This window comes from Marinomonas sp. FW-1 (assembly GCF_005222245.1).
Classification (GTDB): domain Bacteria; phylum Pseudomonadota; class Gammaproteobacteria; order Pseudomonadales; family Marinomonadaceae; genus Marinomonas; species Marinomonas alcarazii.
Genome location: NZ_CP025987.1, coordinates 275763 through 300447, shown reverse-complemented (window position 1 = coordinate 300447; position 24685 = coordinate 275763). Strand labels below are relative to the sequence as shown.

Annotated in this window: 25 protein-coding genes; 13 read left to right on the top strand and 12 right to left on the bottom strand. The window is 45.1% G+C overall.

Annotation, left to right across the window (positions count from 1 at the left end):
• Positions 1-32 precede the first annotated feature (32 nt).
• From C1X04_RS01350 to C1X04_RS01335, 4 genes are all read right to left on the bottom strand, one after another.
• Positions 33-1085: a methionine synthase gene (locus tag C1X04_RS01350; RefSeq protein WP_137170690.1), complete on the bottom strand. Its 1053-nt coding sequence runs from the start codon at positions 1083-1085 to the stop codon at positions 33-35.
• A 57-nt stretch (positions 1086-1142) separates the two neighbouring features.
• Positions 1143-2117: a DUF1852 domain-containing protein gene (locus C1X04_RS01345; protein ID WP_137168979.1), complete on the bottom strand. Its 975-nt coding sequence runs from the start codon at positions 2115-2117 to the stop codon at positions 1143-1145.
• A 271-nt stretch (positions 2118-2388) separates the two neighbouring features.
• The gene (locus C1X04_RS01340) at positions 2389-2898 is read right to left on the bottom strand and encodes a hypothetical protein (RefSeq protein ID WP_137168978.1); all 510 of its coding nucleotides are present in this window, start codon (positions 2896-2898) and stop codon (positions 2389-2391) included.
• A gap of 53 nt (positions 2899-2951) precedes the next feature.
• Positions 2952-4967 (bottom strand): sigma-54-dependent Fis family transcriptional regulator, encoded by a 2016-nt coding sequence (locus C1X04_RS01335; RefSeq protein ID WP_137168977.1) that lies wholly within the window; start codon positions 4965-4967, stop codon positions 2952-2954.
• A 318-nt stretch (positions 4968-5285) separates the two neighbouring features.
• On the opposite strand from C1X04_RS01335, the gene C1X04_RS01330 reads away from it, so the two are divergent.
• The 6 genes from C1X04_RS01330 (at position 5286) to C1X04_RS01305 (ending at position 11398) form a co-directional block, all read left to right on the top strand.
• Positions 5286-6374, top strand: a complete 1089-nt coding sequence (locus tag C1X04_RS01330; RefSeq protein ID WP_110574671.1) for an ABC transporter ATP-binding protein — start codon at positions 5286-5288, stop codon at positions 6372-6374.
• 2 nt (positions 6375-6376) lie between these two features.
• Positions 6377-7534, top strand: a complete 1158-nt coding sequence (locus C1X04_RS01325) for an ABC transporter ATP-binding protein (RefSeq protein WP_137168976.1) — start codon at positions 6377-6379, stop codon at positions 7532-7534.
• Entirely contained in the window at positions 7524-8393 is an 870-nt protein-coding gene (locus tag C1X04_RS01320; protein ID WP_110574667.1) for a carbohydrate ABC transporter permease, read from the top strand. The genes C1X04_RS01325 and C1X04_RS01320 overlap by 11 nt, the downstream gene beginning before the upstream one ends.
• Positions 8394-8402: 9 nt before the next feature.
• A complete protein-coding gene (locus C1X04_RS01315) occupies positions 8403-9296 on the top strand; it encodes a carbohydrate ABC transporter permease (protein WP_245927016.1) in 894 nt (297 codons plus the stop codon).
• An 11-nt stretch (positions 9297-9307) separates the two neighbouring features.
• Positions 9308-9580 (top strand): DUF2160 domain-containing protein, encoded by a 273-nt coding sequence (locus C1X04_RS01310; RefSeq protein WP_110574665.1) that lies wholly within the window; start codon positions 9308-9310, stop codon positions 9578-9580.
• Positions 9581-9673: 93 nt separating this feature from the next.
• Positions 9674-11398: an ABC transporter substrate-binding protein gene (locus C1X04_RS01305; RefSeq protein ID WP_137168975.1), complete on the top strand. Its 1725-nt coding sequence runs from the start codon at positions 9674-9676 to the stop codon at positions 11396-11398.
• Positions 11399-11516: 118 nt separating this feature from the next.
• Here C1X04_RS01305 and C1X04_RS01300 read toward each other — a convergent pair whose 3' ends face one another.
• Together C1X04_RS01300 and C1X04_RS01295 are read right to left on the bottom strand one after the other, a co-directional pair.
• Positions 11517-11699 (bottom strand): hypothetical protein, encoded by a 183-nt coding sequence (locus tag C1X04_RS01300; protein ID WP_110574661.1) that lies wholly within the window; start codon positions 11697-11699, stop codon positions 11517-11519.
• Between the two features lie 181 nt (positions 11700-11880).
• Positions 11881-12063, bottom strand: coding sequence for a hypothetical protein (locus tag C1X04_RS01295; protein WP_110574659.1), 183 nt, complete (start codon positions 12061-12063; stop codon positions 11881-11883).
• A 284-nt stretch (positions 12064-12347) separates the two neighbouring features.
• On the opposite strand from C1X04_RS01295, the gene C1X04_RS01290 reads away from it, so the two are divergent.
• The gene (locus C1X04_RS01290) at positions 12348-13232 is read left to right on the top strand and encodes a phytanoyl-CoA dioxygenase family protein (RefSeq protein ID WP_137168974.1); all 885 of its coding nucleotides are present in this window, start codon (positions 12348-12350) and stop codon (positions 13230-13232) included.
• A 19-nt stretch (positions 13233-13251) separates the two neighbouring features.
• On the top strand, positions 13252-13590 hold the full coding sequence (locus C1X04_RS01285; protein WP_137168973.1) for a hypothetical protein: 339 nt from the start codon (positions 13252-13254) through the stop codon (positions 13588-13590).
• Here the strand turns inward: C1X04_RS01285 and C1X04_RS01280 are convergent.
• The 3 genes from C1X04_RS01280 to C1X04_RS01270 form a co-directional block, all read right to left on the bottom strand.
• A complete protein-coding gene (locus C1X04_RS01280) occupies positions 13587-14378 on the bottom strand; it encodes a class III extradiol ring-cleavage dioxygenase (RefSeq protein ID WP_137168972.1) in 792 nt (263 codons plus the stop codon). The two genes, C1X04_RS01285 and C1X04_RS01280, sit on opposite strands and share 4 nt — an antisense overlap.
• Positions 14379-14609: 231 nt before the next feature.
• Complete coding sequence (locus tag C1X04_RS01275) at positions 14610-14993, bottom strand: VOC family protein (protein WP_137168971.1); 384 nt, start codon at positions 14991-14993, stop codon at positions 14610-14612.
• A gap of 134 nt (positions 14994-15127) precedes the next feature.
• Positions 15128-15856 (bottom strand): YafY family protein, encoded by a 729-nt coding sequence (locus C1X04_RS01270; RefSeq protein WP_254682304.1) that lies wholly within the window; start codon positions 15854-15856, stop codon positions 15128-15130.
• A gap of 280 nt (positions 15857-16136) precedes the next feature.
• Here C1X04_RS01270 and C1X04_RS01265 point away from each other — a divergent pair, with 280 nt between their 5' ends.
• A complete protein-coding gene (locus tag C1X04_RS01265; RefSeq protein ID WP_137168970.1) occupies positions 16137-17231 on the top strand; it encodes an OmpA family protein in 1095 nt (364 codons plus the stop codon).
• 359 nt (positions 17232-17590) lie between these two features.
• Positions 17591-18148: a porin family protein gene (locus C1X04_RS01260; protein WP_110574647.1), complete on the top strand. Its 558-nt coding sequence runs from the start codon at positions 17591-17593 to the stop codon at positions 18146-18148.
• Positions 18149-18271: 123 nt separating this feature from the next.
• Here the strand turns inward: C1X04_RS01260 and C1X04_RS01255 are convergent, their stop codons facing one another.
• Positions 18272-19513, bottom strand: coding sequence for a TIGR03862 family flavoprotein (locus C1X04_RS01255; protein WP_137168969.1), 1242 nt, complete (start codon positions 19511-19513; stop codon positions 18272-18274).
• 93 nt (positions 19514-19606) lie between these two features.
• Positions 19607-20191 (bottom strand): DUF502 domain-containing protein, encoded by a 585-nt coding sequence (locus tag C1X04_RS01250; RefSeq protein WP_110574643.1) that lies wholly within the window; start codon positions 20189-20191, stop codon positions 19607-19609.
• A 168-nt stretch (positions 20192-20359) separates the two neighbouring features.
• Here C1X04_RS01250 and C1X04_RS01245 point away from each other — a divergent pair, with 168 nt between their 5' ends.
• Entirely contained in the window at positions 20360-21277 is a 918-nt protein-coding gene (locus C1X04_RS01245; protein ID WP_110574641.1) for a LysR family transcriptional regulator, read from the top strand.
• 12 nt (positions 21278-21289) lie between these two features.
• Here C1X04_RS01245 and C1X04_RS01240 read toward each other — a convergent pair whose 3' ends face one another.
• The gene (locus tag C1X04_RS01240; protein WP_217494988.1) at positions 21290-22561 is read right to left on the bottom strand and encodes an amidase family protein; all 1272 of its coding nucleotides are present in this window, start codon (positions 22559-22561) and stop codon (positions 21290-21292) included.
• A 196-nt stretch (positions 22562-22757) separates the two neighbouring features.
• Between C1X04_RS01240 and C1X04_RS01235 the strand changes: the two genes are divergently transcribed.
• A complete protein-coding gene (locus tag C1X04_RS01235) occupies positions 22758-23558 on the top strand; it encodes a putative hydro-lyase (RefSeq protein WP_137168968.1) in 801 nt (266 codons plus the stop codon).
• Between the two features lie 99 nt (positions 23559-23657).
• A complete protein-coding gene (locus C1X04_RS01230) occupies positions 23658-24635 on the top strand; it encodes a TRAP transporter substrate-binding protein (RefSeq protein WP_137168967.1) in 978 nt (325 codons plus the stop codon).
• Positions 24636-24685: the final 50 nt, after the last annotated feature.

Sequence of the window (24685 nt, the reverse complement as noted above, 5' to 3'; positions counted from 1 at the left end):
CCACGAGCAGCGAGCAATGACACCCGAAGAAATTAATTCGACAATAAAGCCAGCTCTTTTCGAATGATGTCTGCACCAGCGCTCAAGGCATTTAGCTTGCCTCTTGCAACCTCACGCGGCAACGGAGCCATGCCACAGTTAGTACAAGGATAAAGCTTGTCAGCATCGACAAACTGTAATGCTTTGCGCAGAGTATTGGCGACTTCCTCTGGCGTCTCAATGGCATGGTTCGCCACGTCGATTGCGCCGACCATGACTTTTTTACCGCGAATCAGTTCGAGCAATTCCATTGGCACGTGAGAGTTATGACATTCAAGGGAGATGATATCGATATTCGATTGTTGCAGCTTAGGAAAGGCTTCTTCATATTGTCGCCATTCAGACCCCAACGTCTTTTTCCAATCCGTATTGGCTTTGATGCCGTAGCCATAACAAATATGTACTGCGGTTTCGCATTTAAGGCCTTCGATGGCGCGTTCTAAACACGCGATGCCCCAATCATTCACCTCATCAAAAAACACATTAAACGCGGGCTCATCAAACTGGATGATATCTACACCAGCGGCTTCTAACTCTTTGGCTTCTTGATTGAGAATCTTGGCAAATTCCCACGCGAGCTTTTCGCGGCTTTTATAATGATCATCATAAAGCGTATCAATCATCGTCATTGGGCCTGGCAGCGCCCATTTAATCGGTTGCTTGGTTTGCTGACGTAGAAACTTAGCATCTTCAATAAACACAGGCTTGATGCGACTGACAGGGCCAACAACCGTCGGCACGCTCGCATCATAACGATCACGAATTCTCACCGTCTGACGATTCTCAAAATCCACACCGCTGAGGTGCTCAATAAAGGTGGTCACGAAGTGTTGGCGCGTTTGTTCTCCGTCACTAACAATATCAATGCCCGCCTGCTGTTGCTCTTGAAGCGAGATGCGCAACGCATCCTGTTTGCCGTCCAGCAATTGGTCACCTTCTAATTTCCAAGGCGACCAAAGCGTTTCTGGTTCTGCCAGCCATGTGGGTTTAGGCAAACTGCCGGCTGTTGACGTGGGTAGAAATGTGTTATTCGTCGCTGTTGTCATAATAAAAATACCGTCTATTAAATGTAATATTGACCAAGTCGTCATGGATTCTAGCGTTTATGCGTAATTCGCAGCCCACTGCTCAAGTAGCCTTTGGTGAGGTTTTATAAAGTGCTGTTCAGCAAATTTGCCTTGCTCACTCGCCAATTGACTGCGTTCTTCACGGTCATAAACAATTTGCGTTAGAGAGTGATCGAGGTTGTTTAAGTTGGGTTGATAGCACTTTCCAGCGACCGCGTTAGCATTGTAGATTTCTGGTCGGTAGATTTTCTGGAAAGTTTCCATCGTGCTGATGGTGCTAATCAGCTCAAGATTGCTGTAATCGTTCAGCAAGTCACCAACAAAATAAAACGCCAGCGGGGCAGCGCTGTTGGCAGGCATAAAGTATCGAACCTGCAAGCCCATCTTCTGGAAATAATGTTCGGTCAAAGAGGTGCCACTTGGCTCATATTCAACGCCCAAGACCGGATGCTGGTTTCCTGTTCGCTGATAAGTTTTATTGTCTGAAACACTCAGACAAATAACAGGTGATTTGCTAAAGTTTTCTTTAAAGCTGTCTGATGCCACAAAGCTTTTAAAGAGTTTTCCATGCAGATCGCCAAAATTTTCAGGGATGCTAAATTCGTTTTGGCCTTTGTTATGGTTTGGCAGCAAAACGCTGAAGTCATAATCACGCACATAAGAAGAGAAATTGTTTCCTACAATGCCTTCGATACGCTGCTCAGTGTGATGATCAAAAATATTCGTCTTTAAGATTTCAATGGTTGGAAAGGACTGACCCTTCCCTTCAATATCGACATCAACTGAAATGATTTCAAGTTCAACAGTGTAACGATCTCCCTTTGCGTTATCCCACTGCGCCAAGGCATTAAAGCGATTGTTAATCATCCTTAATGCATCGCGTAAATTCTCTTGTCGTCTCTCTCCCCTAGCCAAATTCGCAAAGTTCGTTGTGATGCGAGTGTTGCTAGAAGGGCGGTAGCTTTCATCGAAGCAAATGCTCTTAATGGTAAAGGTAAAATCGTTGCTCATGGTGATCTGGTATCCTATTTTCTGAAGTGAAATGGAGATCTATTCCTTATTCTCACTTGCCCGTTTGTTGCTTGTTGGCGATCGGCCTAATGAATATGTGAGTACCGTTATACGCAACTACAAACATGAACAAAAGTGAATTAAATTTAAACATAATGAATTATATTCATGATTAAAAAATAGACACAGCACGAAGCAGTTACTTTTTCTCGAGAATAAATAGATTGGGAAAGACGAGAACGCCCTAGCTAGAGCGTTGTTTTATCGGACTCTAATCAACAAGGGAAAACGGAATAACCGGACAATTGAGCACAATATTGGTCCGTTCGATGGTGACCAAGCCCTGATCTTCAGCCGTAAGAATGGCTTCTTCAGACCTAAGCTCTGTTGCCTTACTTGGGTCTTTCCACACTACGACGTACATCAACCAAAGTGGTGAGTAATGAGTATCTTGGCTTTCATAGCCTAATGGTTCGGGGACAGAAGCAAACACGCTCCAAGCTTGCTCTTTATTCGGAAACGCATACACACGCTCCAATACCGTTTTGACTTGGGGCGGTTTGGGATAATTTGGCACGGCATCACGCAACCGAGGCGCATAATTGGCATTTTTGGCTTTTGCCACCGCTTGATCTGATACATCGGTGGTAATGTAGCGAACTTCTTTGCCATCATGCCAGCCGTGCAACAAAGGCAAGCTAACCTGAGGCGTATCTTTCATAACGCTGCAAGCAGACAATACACACGCAAAAACAATGGCAAACACACTTTTAACTATCATGTATGTGAACGTCCTTAATAAGGTTAATTTTCTCATCCATTCTAACCTCGCAATCATTCTTCATTTTCGTCTTTTAACTTCGCGTATTTATAAACCGTATTTCGGCTGACGCCAGCCGTTTTTGCCGTTTGTGAAACATTGCCTTTAAACTCGTTTAAGAGCCTAGGTATCAAGTCTTCTAAAGGTTCATCTTGTTCGCTGGCAGCCTTTGATGATGCTGAATCATCAACTTGCCCCATCGCATCGAGGTCGTCAAAAAAATCATCAGGCAAATGCCATTCTTCTAGCTCTTCCTCATCGGCCATTGCCATGCCGACTTTCAGTACATGAGCAAGTTGACGCATGTTCCCCGGCCAAGGATGTCTAACCAATAATTCAAGCATATCTGACGATAAAGCAGGGCCGGGCTCTTCTTTTCGTAGACGTTCATGTAAATAACGAATCAATTCAGCCTTGTCGGTACGTTCACGTAATGCCGGTAATTCGATGTTTAACCCTGAGATTCGATAATATAAATCTTGGCGAAAGCGCCCTTCTTTCACTTCTTCTTTTAAGATGCGATTGGTGGCGGAAATCAGTTTAATGTCCACAGGAAAAGCTTCTGTTGAACCCAATGGCGTAACCACTCTTTCTTGCAAAACACGCAATAAACGCGATTGCACAGCCATGGGCATTTCACCAATTTCATCGAGAAATAACGTACCGTGATGGGCGCGACGAATCAGACCAATTGAGCCTCTATTTTGTGCACCAGTAAAAGCGCCTTTTTCATAACCAAAAAGTTCAGACTCAACCAATTCCGCGGGGATGGCGGCACAGTTTACCGCTACCAGCATCTCTTTAGAACGAGAGCTATGATAGTGCAAACTGCGCACAAAAATTTCTTTCCCAGCCCCCGTTTCGCCATGAATCAGAATAGGAATGTCTTTCTCCATAATCTTATGAGCCTGACGAACTAAACGCTCCACCCGATCATCACCATGCTGTAATTCGGACAGTGGAATCACGTTATCTGGAATCGCCGCAGAAGAAGGAGATTCCGCTTTTTTAATTTTTTCTTTTGGCGGATTTTTTTCATTCATAACAATGACTTCTGGTTGGCTAGGAGCAATATAATCGGCACGCTGACGAAAGTCTGGTATGCGCATAATTTGCTGTACGGGCGGAATGACTTTGACGTAAAACTGATAACGCCCCATGGCAATCAGTTTCATCGGTAAGCTAAAAGGATGATGCTTAATTTCACGCATTTCGATATCAAACACCTGATTGATATTTAGCAGAGCTAAATCTCTCGCCAACACCACTTCCGCACGACGATTTGCAGAGACAATCGTGCCATTTTCATCAAGCACTAAAATGCCCGACCAATGACTGTCCAAACTGACCACATTGGTATTAAAACTGAGAATGAAATGTTCCTGTTGGAAAGCGGAAAATATCAGGCGATTTTCCACACTCAGGGACATGAGCTTGACCATGCCAAAGGTATGATCTTGTGGCAAATACGCGTCTGATGAGATATCCAACACGCCAACCAAATCGTTTTTGGTGTTGTAAATAGGCGATGCAGAGCCAACCATGAAGCGATTAGCACGTAAGAAGTGTTCATCCCGACCCACTTGAATCGCTTCACCTGTAATCAGGGCTGTCCCAATGGCATTGGTGCCAACCCCCATTTCAGTCCATTGGTTACCACCCACCAAACCATGTTGTGCGGCACTGCCAAAACGTGGCTGCCCCCAAGTGTTCAGAACATGGCCTTGGCGATCCGCCAAAACGATCATACAAGCCGAATTGCTAAGGATGTTCTCATAATACGGCAATACTTCGTTTTCAGTGGTTTCCAACAAGCTACGATGCTGATCAACTAAATCGTTTAAGGTGCCTTTTGGTAGCGTCGCAAAATCAGGACGACTGCTGTGATCCAAGCCAAATTGCTCGCAACGATACCAAGACGCTTGAATGCGCTCTTTGTGAGTTTGCGCCAAATTCGTTTCTGAGCTCGGGTCTATAACCTTAGATTCCGCGGCATTTTTTTGTTGTTTTTGTTCTTCTTCGTCTTGCATTTACAACTCCAACACACCGACCTAGACAGTCAAAGTGTGCATGAAATGTTCACTTTAATTGAATGACTCTAAACACTTTGAACAGTCGTGAACAGTACTTTTTCGAATGTGAAAAACAGAATAACGAATAGGAAAAGACAATAATTTCTATATTTTTCATGATGTTAAGCGTCCTAATAAGCATAAAAATATTTTTGGCACGGCTTTTGTAAGTACTTATTACATACAGACAAAATTGCTGTGTGTTCATTTTTGAGCCTTGCACAAGACCAAAAGCGTGCACACAAGAAAACAATAACAACAAAAAAGGTACTTACAATGTCTCTGACGCTGCAGAATGTATCGCGCGTTGTTGAAGGCGAGACGTGGATCGATGACGTAAATCTGTCTCTCGAACCCGGCTCTTTCAACGTTTTACTTGGACGCACCCTGTCCGGTAAAACCACACTAATGCGCCTCATGGCGGGTCTTGATCGACCCACCAAAGGAAAAATCCTTATGAATGGTGTGGACGTGACAGGGGTTCCTGTTCGCGAACGCAACATTTCCATGGTGTACCAACAGTTCATCAATTACCCCAATCTCACGGTTTACGAAAACATCGCATCGCCACTGCGTTTAGCAAAAATGGATGAAAAAGAAGTCGACCGTCGCGTACGTGAAACCGCTGAAATGCTCCGCATTGATCCTTACCTTGATCGTCTGCCACTGCAACTATCTGGTGGTCAGCAACAACGTACTGCCATGGCAAGAGCCTTGGTAAAAGACTCGCAAATCATCTTATTCGATGAGCCTCTGGTTAACTTAGATTACAAATTACGTGAAGAGCTGCGCCAAGAATTACGCGCCTTGTTCAAAGCCCGTAATTGCATCGCCATTTACGCCACAACCGAACCTAACGAAGCCTTGGCTCTGGGTGGCAACACCGCTGTTTTAAACGAAGGTCGTTTGCTGCAAATGGGGCCAACCGCCGAGGTTTATCACCAGCCAAAAGACATTATCACTGCAGAGATGTTCTCTGAACCACCCATCAATGTGGTTCCTGGTCGCGTCAGCGAAGAGGAAGTCACTTTCGACGACACAGTGCATTTCCGTTTAAACAGCGATTTGCGTCGTCTTACACCGGGTGAATATCAGTTTGGTGTGCGTGCTTCTCATATCGGTTTAGTACCTCATTCCGACGATGATTTAGAACTGCCAGTCCGAGTGGATTTAGCAGAGATCAGTGGATCTGAAACCTTCTTACATGTGCACAATCCACACTTTGATTTAGTGCTTCATCTGTCTGGTGTTCATGCCTACCAAGTGGATCAAGAAATTAAGGTCTACTTCCCGACGCACAAGCTGTACGCCTTTGACGCTCAAGGCAAGATGGTGCATTCCCCAGCACGAATGAGGGATCAATAATCATGGCTTCTATTACCTTAAATGCCTTAGCGCATACTTATACCGATAATCCAACCAAGCCAGAAGACTACGCCATCCGCGAAATGTCTCATGTTTGGGAACAAGGCGGTGCCTTTGCCCTACTTGGTCCATCTGGCTGCGGTAAATCCACCCTACTGAATATTATTTCTGGGCTGCTAAAACCGTCTAATGGGGAGGTTTTATTTGACGGCAAACGCGTTAACGAATTAAAACCCGAAGAACGTAATATCGCGCAGGTTTTCCAGTTTCCTGTGGTGTACGACACCATGACAGTGTTTGATAACTTGGCTTTTCCCCTGCGCAATATCGGTGTGCCTGAATACAAGGTGAAGTCGAAAGTTTACGAAGTCGCCGAGATTCTTGAGCTATCTGACCAGCTAAAGCGCAAAGCCAAAGGTTTATCAGCCGATCAGAAACAAAAAGTCTCCATGGGACGCGGCTTAGTACGTGACGATGTGTCGGCGATTCTGTTTGATGAACCACTTACCGTTATCGATCCTCAACTGAAATGGAAGCTGCGCCGCAAGCTAAAGCAGATCCATGAGCAGTTCAACATCACCATGGTGTATGTGACCCACGACCAATTAGAAGCCTCGACGTTCGCCGATAAAATCGCCGTCATGTACAACGGGCAAATCGTCCAATTCGGCACGCCACGAGAATTATTCGAAAAACCAGCTCATACCTTTGTTGGTTACTTTATCGGCAGTCCTGGCATGAACTTTTTTGAAGCCGAACTAAAAAGCAACGGTGAAGAAAAAGCAGCGCTGATGTTTGGAGAGCATGAAATCTCCGTCAGCGATGCCATGTTAGCGCGTTTAAAAGCCATGGGAGCCAACAAAGTCACCTTGGGCATTCGCCCTGAGTTTGTTCATGTTTGGGAAGGCAAAAATGACGACGCTTTTTCTGTCAATGTGGATTACGTGGAAGACCTTGGCACCTACAAGATTCTGTCTTTCATGTTCCATGGGCAAGTAATGAAAGCGCGTTTGAGCGAAGACCAAAAAGTCCCTTCAGGGCAAATCTATGTGAGCTTTCCGGAACAGTGGACCAAGGTCTATGTGGACGAATATTTGGTTGATGTAGACGGTCAAGCAGACACAGCAGATCAGAATAAGGAGACCGACCATGCAAACTAAAGTCGAGAACAACAAGGCATGGTTCCTTGTTATGCCCGTTTTCCTGATCGTTGCTTTCTCTGCCATCATCCCATTGATGACGGTGGTGAACTATTCGGTGCAGGATATTTTTGACCCTTATACTCGCTACTTTGTTGGTACTGAGTGGTTCAAACAAGTGATGCTAGACAGCCGCTTACATGAAGCTCTGCTGCGTCAGTTCATCTACTCATTCACCATTCTGATCATTGAAGTACCACTGGGTATTTGTGTTGCCTTGATGATGCCAACGAAAGGTCGTGGTGCCTCTTTGGCTTTGATTCTCGTTGCCATTCCCTTACTGATTCCATGGAACGTAGTAGGCACAATTTGGCAAATCTTCGGCCGTGCTGACATCGGTTTGTTCGGGGCCTTTATGAGTAGTATCGGTGTCGATTACAACTACGCGTCTGATCCGACCGATGCTTGGTTAACTGTCGTCTTGATGGACGTGTGGCATTGGACGCCATTGGTTGCCTTGTTGTGCTATTCAGGTCTGCGAGCGATTCCTGAAGTCTATTATCAAGCGGCACGTATCGACCAAGCGTCCCGCTGGGCGGTATTCCGCTACATCCAGCTGCCTAAGCTTACTAACGTACTGATTATTGGTGTGTTATTGCGCTTTATGGATTCCTTCATGATTTACACCGAGCCTTTTGTACTAACAGGCGGTGGCCCAGGCAGTTCTACGACTTTCTTGAGTCAGTCCTTGGTACAGCAAGCCATCGGCCAGTTTGATCTTGGCCCTGCGGCAGCCTTCTCGCTGGTGTACTTCTTAATCATCTTGCTCGTGTGTTGGGTGTTCTACACCACCATCATGAACATGCAAAAAGACAAGTAGGAGCGGATCATGACGCAATTAAAAACATCAATGACACGCCACAATACAGGCACCAAAGAACAAGCTCCGGTTTACAGCAAAGCTGAACGTAAGACGCGTAATGCCCACCTTCGCGGTCGCTTTGGTTTGGTGCTGTATTTGGTTCTGTTATTACTGCCAATCTATTGGCTGATTAATATGTCATTTAAAACCAATACGGAAATTCTTAGCGGCTTATCTTTTGTCCCAGCGGATTTCACCTTGGCGAACTACGCCAAGATATTTGGCGATCCAACCTGGTACATGGGTTACGTAAACTCAATCTTTTACGTATCCATGAACATGGTTATCAGCCTACTGGTTGCCTTACCTGCTGCTTATGCGTTTAGTCGCTATAAGTTCATTGGTGATAAGCACATGTTTTTCTGGTTGCTATCTAATCGTATGGCACCGCCTGCGGTTTTCTTACTGCCTTTCTTCCAACTGTATTCGTCAGTGGGGTTGTTCGACACCCATATCGCCGTGGCGCTAGCACACTGTATTTTCACTGTGCCATTAGCTGTGTGGATACTGGAAGGTTTTATGAGCGGCGTACCGCGTGAAATTGACGAAACAGCGTACATAGATGGCTACTCGTTTCCGAAATTCTTCGTACGAATTTTCATTCCTTTAATTCGTTCCGGTATCGGTGTAACGGCCTTCTTCTGCTTTATGTTCTCTTGGGTAGAACTCTTGCTCGCACGCACATTAACGTCAGTCGAAGCAAAACCCATTGCCGCCATTATGACGAGAACGGTGTCTGCTTCTGGGATGGATTGGGGGCTGCTCGCGGCCGCAGGTGTACTGACAATTATTCCGGGAATGCTGGTCATTTACTTCGTTCGTAACCATGTGGCGAAGGGCTTTGCCCTTGGTCGAGTGTAAGGAGAATTATTATGGCTTGGATGTCTTGGACATTACCTACTGCCCTGTTTTTTATCGGCATTGCTGTGATCTTGGTCGGTATGACCACATGGCAATTGATCTCGCCTTGCGTAGAGCGTCGTGGCTTTTTGCCACTGGCAACCACGCGCGGTGATCGCTTATTCATTGGCCTGCTTAGCAGTGCTTTTATCCACCTTGCATTCGTTGCGTTAACGGATGTGAACATCGCGGTGGCAACCGCCCTATGTGCACTCTGGATGATTATCCTAATGCGCTGGGGCTAGTCAGCGTCCTTATCAGTAATAAAGGATGGAATTTTTGGCACGGAAGCCAAACCTAAAAACCAAAAGAAAAACCAAACTTTGTTGAGGTAAAATATGCACTACAATAAGAAAAAAATTGCACTCGCCGCCTTACCCTTTGCAGTCATGATGCATTCGGCAACCTTATGGGCTGACGCATACTCAGATGCAGCAAAAAAGTGGGTAGATACCGAATTCACCGTTTCTACACTAAGCAAGCAACAAAAGCTTGATGAAATGCAATGGTTCACCGACGCCGCAAAAAAATTCCGCGGCATGGAAATTAATGTCGCGTCAGAGACATTAACGACTCACAAATACGAATCTCAGGTATTGGCTAAAGCCTTTACAGAAATCACCGGCATCAAGGTCAACCATGACTTGATCCAAGAAGGTGATGTGGTCGAAAAACTGCAAACACAAATGCAGTCTGGCCGTAACATTTACGATGCCTACGTCAACGATTCTGATTTGATCGGTACGCATTTCCGCTACGGTAAAGTCGTGCCTATCTCTGACATGATGCAGGGCGACGGTAAAGATTTCACGTCACCAACCCTAGATCTTGCCGACTTCATCGGTTTGGATTTCACCACAGGGCCAGATGGCAAACTTTATCAATTGCCAACGCAGCAATTTGCTAACCTTTATTGGTTCCGCGCTGACTGGTTTGCTCGTCCAGACCTAAAAGCCAAATTCAAATCTATCTACGGTTATGAACTCGGTGTACCTGTTAACTGGTCCGCTTATGAAGACATCGCAGAATTCTTTACTGACAAAGTGAAAAATATCGACGGCGAACGTGTTTACGGTCACATGGATTACGGTAAAAAAGACCCTTCTTTAGGGTGGCGTTTTACTGATGCATGGTTCTCCATGGCTGGTGCTGGCGACAAAGGGATTCCAAATGGTCTACCTGTCGATGAATGGGGCATTCGCATCAAAGATGCCTGTTCACCTGTTGGTTCAAGTGTCTCTCGTGGCGGCGCAACAAACGGCCCAGCTGCCGTTTATGCGACCACTAAATACGTAGATTGGTTACGTAAGTACGCGCCACCAGAAGCACAAGGTATGACCTTCTCTGAATCTGGCCCAGTGCCAGCACAAGGTGCCGTGGCCCAGCAAATCTTCTGGTACACAGCCTTCACAGCGGACATGACAGCCAAAGGTCTACCTGTTGTAAACGAAGACGGTACGCCAAAATGGCGCATGGCTCCTTCGCCTGTTGGGCCATACTGGGAAGAAGGTATGAAGAAAGGCTATCAAGACGTAGGTGCTTGGACTTTCATGAACTCTACCCCAGAAGATCGTCGTTTAGCGGCTTGGTTGTACGCTCAGTTCACCACAGCCAAAACCGTTTCTTTGAAGAAAACATTGGTTGGTTTAACACCTATTCGTGAATCCGATATCAACTCGCCAGAAATGGCTGAAGCCGCGCCTAAATTGGGCGGTTTGGTTGAATTCTACAAAGGGCCTGCACGTAAAGAGTGGTCGCCAACTGGGATCAACGTGCCTGACTACCCTAAACTTGCGCAACTTTGGTGGCAGTACATTTCTCAAGCGGCAAGCGGAGAAGCCACTCCACAAGAAGCGCTTAACGGCCTAGCGGCAGCACAAGATAAAGTCATGGAGCGTTTAGAACGCGCCAACGTGCAACCGATCTGTGGACCGAAAATGAATGAACCACGTGATGAAGCCTATTGGTTAGCTCAACCTGGCGCACCAAAAGCGAAGTTATCCAATGAGAAACCACAAGGCGTTACCGTTTCTTATGACGATCTACTTCGTTCTTGGGAATAATATCACTCGACCCTCTCTGAACGTTTGACCGGCTTAGGCCGGTCTTTTTTTGGGTGGAGTCATGGGAGGATGACGTTGTGTGAGAAAATAGTTTCTATGGTGTGGCTTAACAAAAACATCAATGGGTCATTTGCTCATCATCTGACATCAAAGCTCTTAGCTCATCCTGTAAGCTCTCAATTTTTTCCGCCAATATATGCTGTTGTGATGGCGGTATTTGAGCAATATCCTGAAGCGATACTTTTTCTAAGTTTTCAAGCAAGCTAACCAAATGTTGTATGCGGTCATCTTTTCTGTTCATGCGAGTTCTCTCCGTAGATTGCATGGTAATGACTTAACCATAGACAACTTTAGGAAATTACTCTGTCTAATATTCGAAAATTTATGTTAAATACGGAAAAACTCACTATAAAGCTGACATGAAACAACTTCAATTCATGCCAGTTTACGTTAAAAAATAGGGATTATGTTTAGAGGTAAGGCTAACAACCACCTTTTTTAGCTTGTCCTGGAGGACAAAATTTACCCGAAGATCCGTTATCCTTGTGACCTTCATCGCTTTTCGCTTCTATATCAATACCAGCAAGCTTCCCGCCCACTCGGTTTATCTCGCAACCGGTTAACGAGACCAGACTGGCTACAATAATAAGTAAAGTGGCTTTCATTTTTATCTCCTCATTCTTCGAATGGGCGAGCATACCAAAGTACTTTTCTGACAACCCTTAGCCTTACAAAGTCATGACTGTAATTTGCATTACCCAAAGGCCGTTGACTGAATCCTTTCGGAGCCATCATCGATCAAACTAAAAGTGAATGAGTGGATTACAAAAAACACTGCCCAATATCAGTCGCTAAAATAGGATAGGAATACCTACCAGAGCACCTAATGGTATGATGGGTCTAAGACACAAATCACAGCGATGCTAACCCTGACAAGGACACCAATTTGATGACAGTACCTAAACATGAAGATTTCCAAAACAAGGGTGTCCTTAAACTTTCCAATGTCATCGATGTTAAAAAGGTTGCCGATGTTCAAACCCATCTTTGGCATGAAGTTAACCGCAAGTTTGGCATTAATATCGACGATCCTAGCACATGGTTTTCCAATGCCAGCAACCCTGTCGGAGACGCTCGGGCAAAACGCCTAAACGGAATGGGATCGATTATGCGAGAGCTCAAAGACTCGGGGCAATTAGATGAGATAGAGAGTGAAATCCAATCATCTTTAGATCAGGTATTCGGCACTCACACCTGGCGCCCATTGGATCTTTGGTATTCTTTATTAAGCTTTCCAGGCTCAGAGTCGGTTTGGAATGTCCCTCATAAATCTTGGCACAGCGATGAACCCAGTGTGGTAGGAGACGCGAAGCCTTGGAGTTTATTTGTTTTTGTATTTCTCGATGATGTAAGTGCAGACATGGGAGCAACAACCGTCATTTCTGGGTCTCATCGACGCGCGGAGCGTCTTGCCAAAACTCTTGGAACATCCAATAACGAGGAGTTAATAAACGCTTTTTCTTCGGTGAATAGCGGACTGTTTGAGAGACCTCAAAACGTAACGTTATTGCCTATGGATCAGGTGTTAGATCCCCTTGTTCAAGAAGACCCTTGGTTCCAAGAGTTGGTTCAAGAAGGCTCCCCTGATCAACGAATCCAACGATTCATTGAAGAAGGCAGTTCACTGCACGACATCGAACAGAAGGTTGTCACATTGACCGGCGCCGCAGGCGATATCATCGTATTTGATCCACGCTGCCTTCACACCTTTTCCGCGAATGTGTCCAATCTTCCGAGACAAGTATTACGACTCGATTTTAGACGCCAATTATAATCTAGCTTCCAAGGCCTTCATGACCACAATGACACGCAACGATAAACAGACAGATCATTCAGATGAGACTTTGAACAATGCGAGAAATGCATTTGAAATCAGCGTGTCTAATTTCACCACGGATCACACGGAGGTCATTAGCCACATGCAGATAATTGTCGAGATCTTGCTTAAACAAAAGCAATTTGCTGAGGCATTAAAAGAAATCGAGCAATTAAAGAAACTGGCGACATCGAATAAGAAGATCAAAATCGCCATGCTGGAAATGAAAGGTCGAATCAAACAAGTTGGCGCTAGATCTGGCTTTCGATCTCGCGCCACCAAAAAATATACGACGAAAAAACCTAAAAGCGCTTAATCAAAACGGAAGCTAGACGCCGTCCAACCACCAAACAATCCTTCATCATGATAAACGCAAGTTGCTTTGCCATTTTCAGCGGCGCCAAGGGCAACCATAAGAGGAATCAAATGATCTTCTCTTGGATGGCAAAGACGAGCGTATGGCGCCTTGTCCCATTCGACAATACTCGCACTGCGCTCGGCGGGCTCAGAGTCTAATAAGGTTTCTTGTAACCAAGCATCAAAGCCATTCGAAGGCTTGATGGCTTGCGGACCTCTTAATCCAAGGTTATGAAAGCTCAAACCACTGCCAACAATTAAAACGCCTTCTTCACGCAATGGCACCAAGGCACGACCTAACGCCATATGTTCTTCTGGGTTTAGATTCGATTTAAGTGACAATTGAACCAGTGGCATGTCCGCTTCTGGATACATGACAGCCATGGGCGCAAATGCACCGTGGTCGAAACCTTTTTTATCATCAAGATCCACCGCAAAGCCTGCACCTTTAATGAGTTCAGCAACACGAGCGGCGACGTCTGGCGCACCAGGAGCTTGGTATGTCACTTCATAAGTATGCGCAGGAAAGCCGTAATAATCGTATTCCATTCCTGGCGCTGGATTAGACTGAACAGCAAAGGTTTTGCGTTCCCAATGACCAGAGATCATCAAAATCGCTTTTGGCTTTTCAGGCAATTCTTGCGTCATGCGAACCAAAGACGCTTCAAGATTGGAAAACATCGCGCGCATATCCGCTATATAAGGCCAAGGGCCGCCGCCATGGGAAATAAAATAAGTAGGTAACATCATCATTCACCTGTAAAACTGGAGTAAGTAGCCAACGTACAAAACGCTGAATTGGCTTTATTGATGCAATCAGTCTAGGCGTGCTCATCGACTGGATCAATATGCATCCAGTTAACCCATCATTTCATTTTGATCAATAATCCTCAAAAAAGCCCTGCTGGTGTTTCTTTTCAATCAAAAAAAACACCGCCATTATGAAGTGACCGTGTTTTTCAGATTGCTCACCGAACCCTAAGCGTTATTGGCTTTTTCAGGCGTATAAACACGCAAACGATGGCCGTCAGGATCGAGCGCAGTAAAAGTCGTACCAAAATCCATTTCGGTTGGTTCTTGAATAATGTCGACTCCCAGCTCTCGCCATTTGATGTAGTTAATCTGCAAAGTAATCAGGTTATCAAGGGTCAGCGCCACTTCCATACTGCCCGCAGGGACATCATTGGCTTTTGGTAAAACATCTTCTCGCGCCCACAAGCCAAACTTCGCGCCCGTTTCCGAGACAAACAAGGCAAAGCCTTCTGTTAACTCCACAGGTTCGCGATCAAACAAAGGGCGATAAAAATCCACGCTGCGCTGAACATTATCCACATACAAGATGGTGAAATTTGAAAGATCCATACTGACATTCCTATTCGCTGTTTAGATTTCACATTAAAAGTTTAGTACCTTTTATCAGGCTTGAACCCGATGAAATGAGAATAAACAAGCAGAGTGTCAGATCTTGTCAGTAGTGATGGAAAACAACGGAGGTTTTATTGGGAAGACTTAGATTCATGCAGAGTGGCTCGCCATTGTTTTAGCAAGACAGGACGAGGCGTGGCATAGCACGTTTCTATTAGCTCACTCGACAGAATTCGGTCAGTACGAAAATTACGAATGTCTTGGCGCAATTCACACCAAGCAACCAACACTCGCACTTCGTCGAAATAGCCTAAAGCAAATGGCCATATACGGCGCTGAGAGTGTTTGCCTTTTAAATCTCGATAATCAATGAAAAGAATCTTTTCATCTCGAATCGCTTGGCGAACTTCGGCCATATTCACCGTATCTGTGGTCGTCTCTTTACTCGGGCCAATCAACAAGGTCGTATCATCAAGGATGTCTTTTAATTCCGCAGGCAATACCGACGCAATTTTATTCAAGGCATCTTGTGCGCCATCACTTAATTGGCTATCGGTACGTTGCGCCACCCAACGGGCACCCAGTACCAAGGCTTCTATTTCTTCCTCAGTGAACATTAATGGCGGCAGAAGAAAACCCGGTTTAAGTACGTAACCCACGCCAGCTTCGCCTTCGATATTCGCGCCCTGCTCTTGCAACGTCGCAATGTCTCGATACAAGGTGCGCAAGCTCACATTGAGCTTTTCAGCTAAGGCTTTCCCCGATACCGGATATCGATGACTACGCAGTAAACCAATTAAAGCAAGCAAACGCTGGGAACGAACCACAACTGCACCTATCAATAAAAAGACGTTCGACAATACCTCTCCATTCTGTAATGAACAACTCATCTCGCTAAGAAATTCACTCGCTGAAGTGAAAATCTCGTGTAATGAATATCTCCTTTGCTGCGCTTTTAAACGCCATTTCGATACGCCATGCGTGTTGAAAATGCCTGTTAAGTAAACACCGAGTCATGATTGCGCAATAGCAGATGACACAAGGGGTTCAGGTCATTTTTCTGTCAATTTTTAAGTACTGATAAACGCGTTATTCTGGAAAAAGAACAACCAACATAGCTATTTATCAGGAGATAAAAACATGTCTTTTAACATCGCAAAACGCACGCTTCTCAGCAGTATTATTGCAGCGTCCTCACTGTCCACATTGGCGCTTGCACAACAACAAGAAGGGTTCACAATTACGCCAAGTATTGGCTACTACAACATGGATAGCGACCGAGATATTAAGGATGACAAAGCTTATTCATTAGGTTTGGGGTATCAATTTAACAACCCATGGGCTGTAGAATTTGTTTACCTAAACGCCGACAGTAAACAGGCAGGTAATGATGTCGATGTAGATCAATACCGTTTAGACGGTCTCTATCATTTGCCAACCCTAAACAATGTAGATCTCACCCCTTATCTAGCTGCAGGTGTGGGCACCACAGACTTTAGTAACGATTCTGGCCACGACAATGTCCAAGTCAATGCCGGTGGTGGTTTAAAGTACGCCGTCAACGATACGGTATCAGTACGAGCAGACTTTCGTTTAGTAAACGATGTTGAAGACCATCACCTAGATAATGTGACCTCTTTGGGTGTGCAGATGACATTTGGCGGTCCATCCAAGCAATCTTCCTCTAGCGACGACAGTTACAACACGCCCGTCCAGCAAACTTACACTCAAACGGAGCCCGTACAGCAAGCTCAAGTTGAGCCAACCGAGGAAGAACCCGTAACAGACGAAATGGCAGAGCAGCCAGAAGAAATGGTTCAAGCAGAACCAGCAACTGAGGCACCAATGGCCGGTGAGTCAACTCAACAACCCGTTGTAGAAACGCTACCGCCGGAAAAAATAAACATTCAATTTGGTCTTAATGAAACCACTGTTGAGCAGAAGTTTTATCCAGATATAGAAAAAATCGCAGTATTCCTTAAAGACAATCCTGGTAGCACAGTGATTATCGAAGGACATACGGACGACACAGGTGCAGCAAGTTACAACCAAACCGTTTCAGAAAAGCGAGCTCAGTCCGTTGCTAATGTGCTAATCAACACCTTTCAGGTTGACGAGTCTCGTGTCGAGGCCATCGGTTATGGTGAGGAAAGACCTTTTGTCGAAAATGACAGTGAAGAGCACCGTGAAGCCAACCGCCGCATTGTTGCGATTATCTCCACCAGCGAAGCCTAATCGCCTAGCAACGATTATCAGCTAATGGTCACATTGCGCCCAATACTCAGTATTGGGCGCTTTTTTTTGCTTATTTGATACTTTGTGACGCGCTTCTTCATAGTCAGGTCACAATTACTTTTTGGCACTTTTTAAGTGAAAACTTAATGTAATAAGCGGCGCATTTCCTACACCCTTTCGAACACATTTTAACCACCCAACTGCTGGAATATAACCACTTAAGTAAAGCTTACGTCATGATTAGGCAGTCGCTGTTCACGTCCTATTTTTTGCGCATTTTAGGTGGGGTTTTCAGGGGGGAAAATCAGCGTAATCTAGATAGCGAACAACAAAACATTATGTTCATTAGGAGAAATAATATGTCTACTTCATTTAAAAAACGTACTCTTTTTAGCGGTGTCCTAATAGCTTCATCACTCGCTACCATGGCATATGCAGAAACACCAAAACCCGGCTTTACCGTTACACCAAGCATAGGTCACTACAACGCAGACGGCGACAGACAAGCTGGCGATGATACGTCTTACTCTATTGGTGTTGGTTATCAAACCAACAGTCCACTGGCTCTAGAAGCGGTTTATCTTCATTCAGATGCCAATAAACGCGGACGCAATAACGACCTAGATCAATATCGTGTCGATGGCCTTTACAGCCTTCCTGAGTTTACGACAGTCAACCTGACACCTTATGTTGCCGCAGGTGTTGGTATGACAGATGTTGATGGCGATTCAACCAACCTACTGGTTAACGCAGGTGGTGGTGTGAAATACGCGATTAACAGCGATGTCGATCTACGTGCCGACTTCCGTCTTGTGAAAGATGTGGAAGATAACCATTTGGATAACGTGACGTCTGTTGGCGTACAGTACAACTTCGGCATGCCGAATCAACCAGCGTCTCAAGGGTCTAACGAATAACTCGTTAAGCTAACCAAATCATTCTCGCACACGGATGTGCAGTACGACCAAGATAGAAAGAAAAAAATCGCCCAATGGCAACATTGGGCGATTTTTGTTTATTCAATCTAAGGCTTTTATATTTCAAGCTCTACTAAGAAAATCATCCACGCCTTTCGCAACCAAATGACCTGTTGCAAAACACGCTGTTAACAAATAACCACCCGTTGGCGCTTCCCAATCCAACATCTCGCCAGCGCAGAAAACACCGGGCATAGCGTTAAGCATGAGCGCTTCATTGACACTGCTTTCACACACACCACCCGCACTCGAAATCACTTCTTCTATTGGCTTAGTTTTATAAAAACTAACAGGCACAGCTTTTAAGCATCGAGCTAAGCTTTCTGGGGTTTGAAAGTCTTCTTTAGAAAATGCCTCATGCAGCAGCACAGCTTTCACGCCAGATATACCTAGAGTGCGTTTCAGATATTTACTAAAAGATTCTTTTGGTTTGATGTTTCGCAGCTTTTTAATGACTTGTTCTTCACTTTGTAACGGTAGGAAGTCCATCAACAAAGACGACTGGCCTGACTCGTTAATGCCATCACGTAGGTATTTAGAAAAAGCATAAATTAGACTGCCCTCCATACCATCTTGAGTGACAATGCATTCGCCCTTTTTTGTGACAACTTGTCCATTTTCTAAGGTAAAAGAAAACGCCACGTCTTTTAAAGGGCTGCCAGCGAACTTAGTTTTTAAGTGTTCACTCCATTCACTGTAAAAGCCACAGTTGGCGCTTTGAAGAGGAGCAACATCGACCCCTTTATCCATCAATACAGAAAACCAAGCACCATCAGAACCTAGCTTTGGCCAACTTGCACCGCCCATCGCCAACACAATCGCATCGGCCTTTGCCGTAACCTGTTCACCGACATGATCAAACACGACTTCATTGGCCGACAAGTTCGTCATTTTATGGCGCATATGAAACTGCACACCGGCATCCCGTAAGCGCTTTAACCAGTTGCGTAATAACGGAGCGGCTTTCATGTCTTTAGGAAAGACACGACCTGATGTACCAACAAATGTTTCTATACCTAGATCATGAATCCATTCACACAACGCATCCGCATTAAACTGGCGGATCGAGGTATCAAGCCATTCGGCTTTATCGTAATAACGCTGAATAAATTCTGGATACGCTTCGGAATGGGTAATGTTCATGCCACCAACACCGGCCAACAAAAACTTGCGGCACGCACTGGGTTTAGCATCGTAAACATGCACTTGATGACCTGCAGCACAAATACCTTCTGCTGCCATCAGACCCGCAGGGCCAGCGCCAACAACAACGACTGTTTTCTGCGTTTGCAACGCGTCTTGCATATTTACCAACATCACTTCAAAGAGTTACAAAAAAGAGGCGCATGATAAAGAATATTGACTCAAGGCCCAATGCTTTCTATAGAAAAACTCGCATTATACTTCAGGTTGTTTGCTCTGTACCCCAGCGGTTAAGGCAAGACGCATGGCTTCTTCTACCCCAATATCCAATACCGTTAAGCGGTCACGGGAGATATACAGCGTCATACCGCCAATTTGATAACTTAACGGTACGTACACACCGACAAGATCTTGCTCACCAAAAAGTTGCTGTCCGGTTTGTTCACCAGTAATAAAACCAATCACTTGCGCGCCATTCCACTCAATGGACACAACGCTTTTCATCTCCTTTTTCTCAGCCAAATTGAAGACCATCATCATGTCTTTAATCGCACCATAAATGGACTTCACTAACGGAATACGCTCGAAAATATTCTGGCTAATTTTAACCAAATAGCGGAAGCCGTATAAATTCACCAAGAAGCCAGTCACCACCAGCATGGACAAGCTCGCGATCAGACCTAGCCCAGGAAAATAAAGCGATTCAGGAATCAATAGCAGTAACAGCGGCTGAGCAATTGCTTCCCCCGTCGCCAACAACCAATAAATTAAAGATACGGTTATACCAATGGGTAAAACCGCCGCCAGCCCTTTAAGCAATAACTTAATCAATTTGTTCATGTCTGAAATGATCCTTTAAAATTGTTCACAGCATACCGCAAGCTTTGTGCCGCTCCTATTACTCCGAGTAAGACTTAACGAAAAGATTGCTGAAATCTGGTTAGCCTTATACCCTTTTGGACAATCCTTACTTTTTTATCTGTTTATTACACTAGAGGTCGCACTAACGTGAACTACAAACGTCTTGAAACTTTTGTTTGGGTTGCCTCTTTAGGAAGCTTCCGTAAAGCCGCCGAACGCCTCCATACCACGCAACCGGCGATTTCAGCCCGCATATCAGGATTGGAAGAAGAGCTAGGCGTCAAATTGTTCGAACGAGACGGCGGTTCCAGCCCCATTATGCTGACCTCAAAAGGCAAAGAATTACTCCCTTATGTGGAAAAAATTCTTTATCAGACTGAGCAGCTAAAAAAACGCGCTGGGCTGTCTACCGCTTATTCTGGAGTGCTACGCTTGGGCGTATCAGAAACCATAGTAAATACTTGGCTACCGGATTTCCTTTCACGACTGAACAAAGACATGCCCAACCTTGATGTAGAAATGACCGTCGACATCACCAGTAATTTGGCCAATGGCATACAAGACAGATCATTGGATTTAGGGTTATTGATGGGGCCGATTTCAGAGCCAAATATTGTCAACCGAGAGCTTTGTACGTTTGATCTTTCTTGGGTCGCCAGTCCAAATTTAAATCTACCAAATCGATTATTGTATTTAGAAGAGCTCGCCAAATGGCCAATCATTACCTACGCACGAGCCACCAAGCCTTATATCGAAATCAATCAAAAATTCCGCGAGCTTGATGGACCACCAGCACATTTTTTTGCTTCCACCTCATTGGCGGCATGTCGCAGTTTAGCCATTGATGCTGTTGGCATCTCCACCTTGCCAAACATCATGATTAAAAAAGAATTAGAAGCAGGAAGTCTGCGAAAAATCAGAGCCGTTTGGACTCCGAACCCACTGACCTTCACTGCCTCTTATTCTGATGAGCCTTTTAATCCGCTCGCAGAAGTCGCTACCAATATTGCCGTGATGGCAGCAGAGGACTACAACAAGCAGCAGCATTTTCCAAAGGACTCATAACTGAAAAAGCGCTTAGCTTTTAACAATAAGCTCTACCTTTTTTGCCAGATCTAAAATCAACTGATCCCTGCCTTCAGCCGCCGTCAACATCAGCCCCATAGGTTCTTGTTGAAAGCAAAAAGGCAGAGAAATACTGCAACCATTCAGTACATTGGCGAGCGAGGTATTACGCAAACACAGTAAGTTTAAACGGTCGTACTCGGCGTCTTGCTCTAAATCGGACAACTTAGGCGCGACAACCGCAACGGTCGGCAGCAAGAAAACCGTATTTGGCTCTTCTTCTGACATCCGCGTAATAAAAGCCTTTCTAGCCGCTTTCGTCTGCTCAAAATCGGCAACACTAATCGTGTTTGCACGGGCAATACGAGAAGCCACTCGCGGATCAATGTCCACGTGGTCTAGGTCATAGTGTTGACTATAAAACGCCTGACTTTCAAAAGCCGAAAACTGCCAAACCGGTAGGTTTTTATACTCTTCCAATGCCTCGACAAAGCGCCGCTCAATCGCCACACCTTCCGCCTCAAGGCGAGCCAGTATTTCGTCAAACCCATGCTCAACCTGCTCATCTAAATCGTTCATACCAAAATTGCTGGGTACGACAAGACGTATTTGCTGATTGTCAGTATTCTTATCGCCACCAGATGCAGGCTTTGTTCCAGACAGTACATGCCATAACAGTTCACATTCCTCTACTGTTTTAGCTATTGGACCAATAGAATCAAGTGACTCTGACAAAGGTAAACAACCATCTCTTGATACACTCTGTTGCGACGGTTTGAACCCAGTCAAACCGCAAAACGCAGCAGGAATACGCAAAGAGCCGCCAGTATCCGTACCAAGCGCCGCATCCGCCACCCCCAGAGCAACCGACGCTGCACCACCACTGGTTGATCCGCCCGTAATGCGGCCAGCGTTAATCGGATTATCTGGCGTGCCGTAATGAGGGTTTAAGCCTAATCCCGAATACGCCAGTTCAGTCATATTGGTGTGACCCAAAAAGCTGGCGCCAGCCAGTCTTAAATTGTTAACCGCTGCTGCATCTTGCTCTGCAATCTGTGGTTGAATAAACACCGAGCCTGCTTGAGTTTTATAGCCCTGTACTTGAAATAGGTCCTTGATCGAGATAATCGCCCCATTCAATGGCCCTGACTGAGGCTCAACATAATCAAATAACTCGGTGAAAACCGCTTGCCCTCTTGCATTAATAATATCTACAGCGCTCTTCCACTTGGCAGTCAAATTTTGGTCCTGCCAAGCCAAAGTCGATGAATTTGATTGCATCATACCTTCGCTCACTATTGGCTATTCATTGCTTTGAAAAACTACCCTCCTTGGTTCACTCCGTCAAAGGTATAATGAACATCACCAACCCTTTGATAAAACTTTTTTATCAAATCACCCAAAAAAACATGATTAGACTTTTAAGGTAGGCAAGATCTACTCTTGGTCTATAGATTGTGGCAAGAATAAGGAAACCTCCATGAAACCAGCTCAGTCACCACTACTGCAAAGCACTTATGAATTGCGTCAAGCAATTCGTAGTAAAGCGCACACTGGCCCTACAAGCGGTTTAGTACAGGGGGCAATGCAAGGTAATGTGGTTATTTTACCTGCGGATTGGGCAAGTGATTTTTTGCTTTACTGTCAAAAGAACCCAGTGTCCTGCCCTTTAATTGGCGTGTCCGAAGTGGGTGATTTTACAATGCCACAACTTGGTCATGACATAGATATGCGCCACGATATTCCAGAATACTATGTGTATCGAGATGGTGAAAAAGTCGAGAACCGTTCCGATATCGAAGATTTGTGGCAAAGCGACATGGTGGCTTTTGTCCTAGGTTGTTCTTTTTCTTTTGAAAATGCCCTGTCACAAGCGGGCCTAACACCAAGAAATATTGAAGAAGACGTCAACGTTTCTATGTATGAAACCAATATTGCCACCGTACCAGCCGGTCGTTTTTTCGGTAACACAGTCGTGACCATGCGCCCTTATGTACCAAAAGATGCGATCCGAGCGATTCAAATAACCACACGTTTTCCAAAGGCTCACGGTGCGCCAATACATTTTGGCTCGCCACAAGAGATTGGCATTACAGACTTAAATAAACCAGATTACGGCGATGCAGTCAGTGTGAAAGACGGAGAGGTGCCAGTGTTTTGGGCTTGTGGCGTCACACCTCAGGTGGCCATTCGTAACGCTAAACCACCCATTTGCATTACCCATTCACCAGGAAAAATGCTGGTTACGGACATTCTAGATACAGACTTTGCTGTTCTTTAGCTCATTTCAAAAGCTCTAGATCTGCACAACGAAGGTAGAACCTACCTCACCCTGAATAATAAGAACCACACAACAACATTTAAAATAGGAACGATTACTATGTCAAAGTTATCCAATGCATTAATTGTTAGCGGCATCGCTCTTGGCGGTCTGACCTCTACAGCCAGTTTTGCTGAAAAATGGCATATGCCAACGCCTTACGGTGATGGTAATTTGCAAACACAAATCGCTTATACATTCGCGAAGGAAATCAAAGACAGCTCTAACGGTGAGCTTGATATTTCCGTCCACTCTGGTGGCTCTTTGGTAAAACACCCTGAAATTCCACGTGCAGTAAGAAGTGGCCAGGTACAAATAGGGGAAGTCTTCTTAGGTATTTTGGGTAACGAAAACCCAATCTACAAACACGATAACATTCCATTTTTAGCAACGTCTTTTGAAGACGCTAAAAAACTATGGGAAGCCGCTAAACCTTCTATCGCTAAAGAGCTTGATAAGAACGGTATGATGCTGCTTTACACTGTGGCATGGCCAGCGCAAAGCCTTTATAGCAAAGAGCCTGTAAACAGCTTGGCTGATTTGCAAGGTCAGAAAATGCGAGCCTACAGCCCAACACAGTCTCGTCTTGCTGATCTAATGAATACCACGCCAATGACGATCCAAACCCCAGACATTCCACAGGCATTTAGTACTGGTATTATTCAAGCCATGATCACCTCTCCATCTACCGGCGTGGACAGCCAAGCTTGGGATTACGTGAACAACTACACAGATGTCAAAGCGTGGATTCCAAAAAACATTGTTGTGGTCAACAAGCGCGCATTCCGTCGTTTAGATAAAGCGACTCAACAAGTGGTACTAGACGCAGCGAAAAACGCGGAAGCAGCGGGTTGGACTCAAATCGCAGCGCGTGCAGCGAAAGACAAGGCAACCCTACTTGAAAATGGTATGACGGTTTCTGACCCATCTCCTCAGTTAGTTGAAGAGCTAAAAGCCATTGGTAAAACGATGACAGAAGAATGGAAAGCGGAAGCACCACAAGAGATTGGTGAAATCCTAACTCGTTACCAAAACTAAGTCTCTATAACGACCCCCACATTATCTCTCCCCTTGAAAATAAGAGGAGA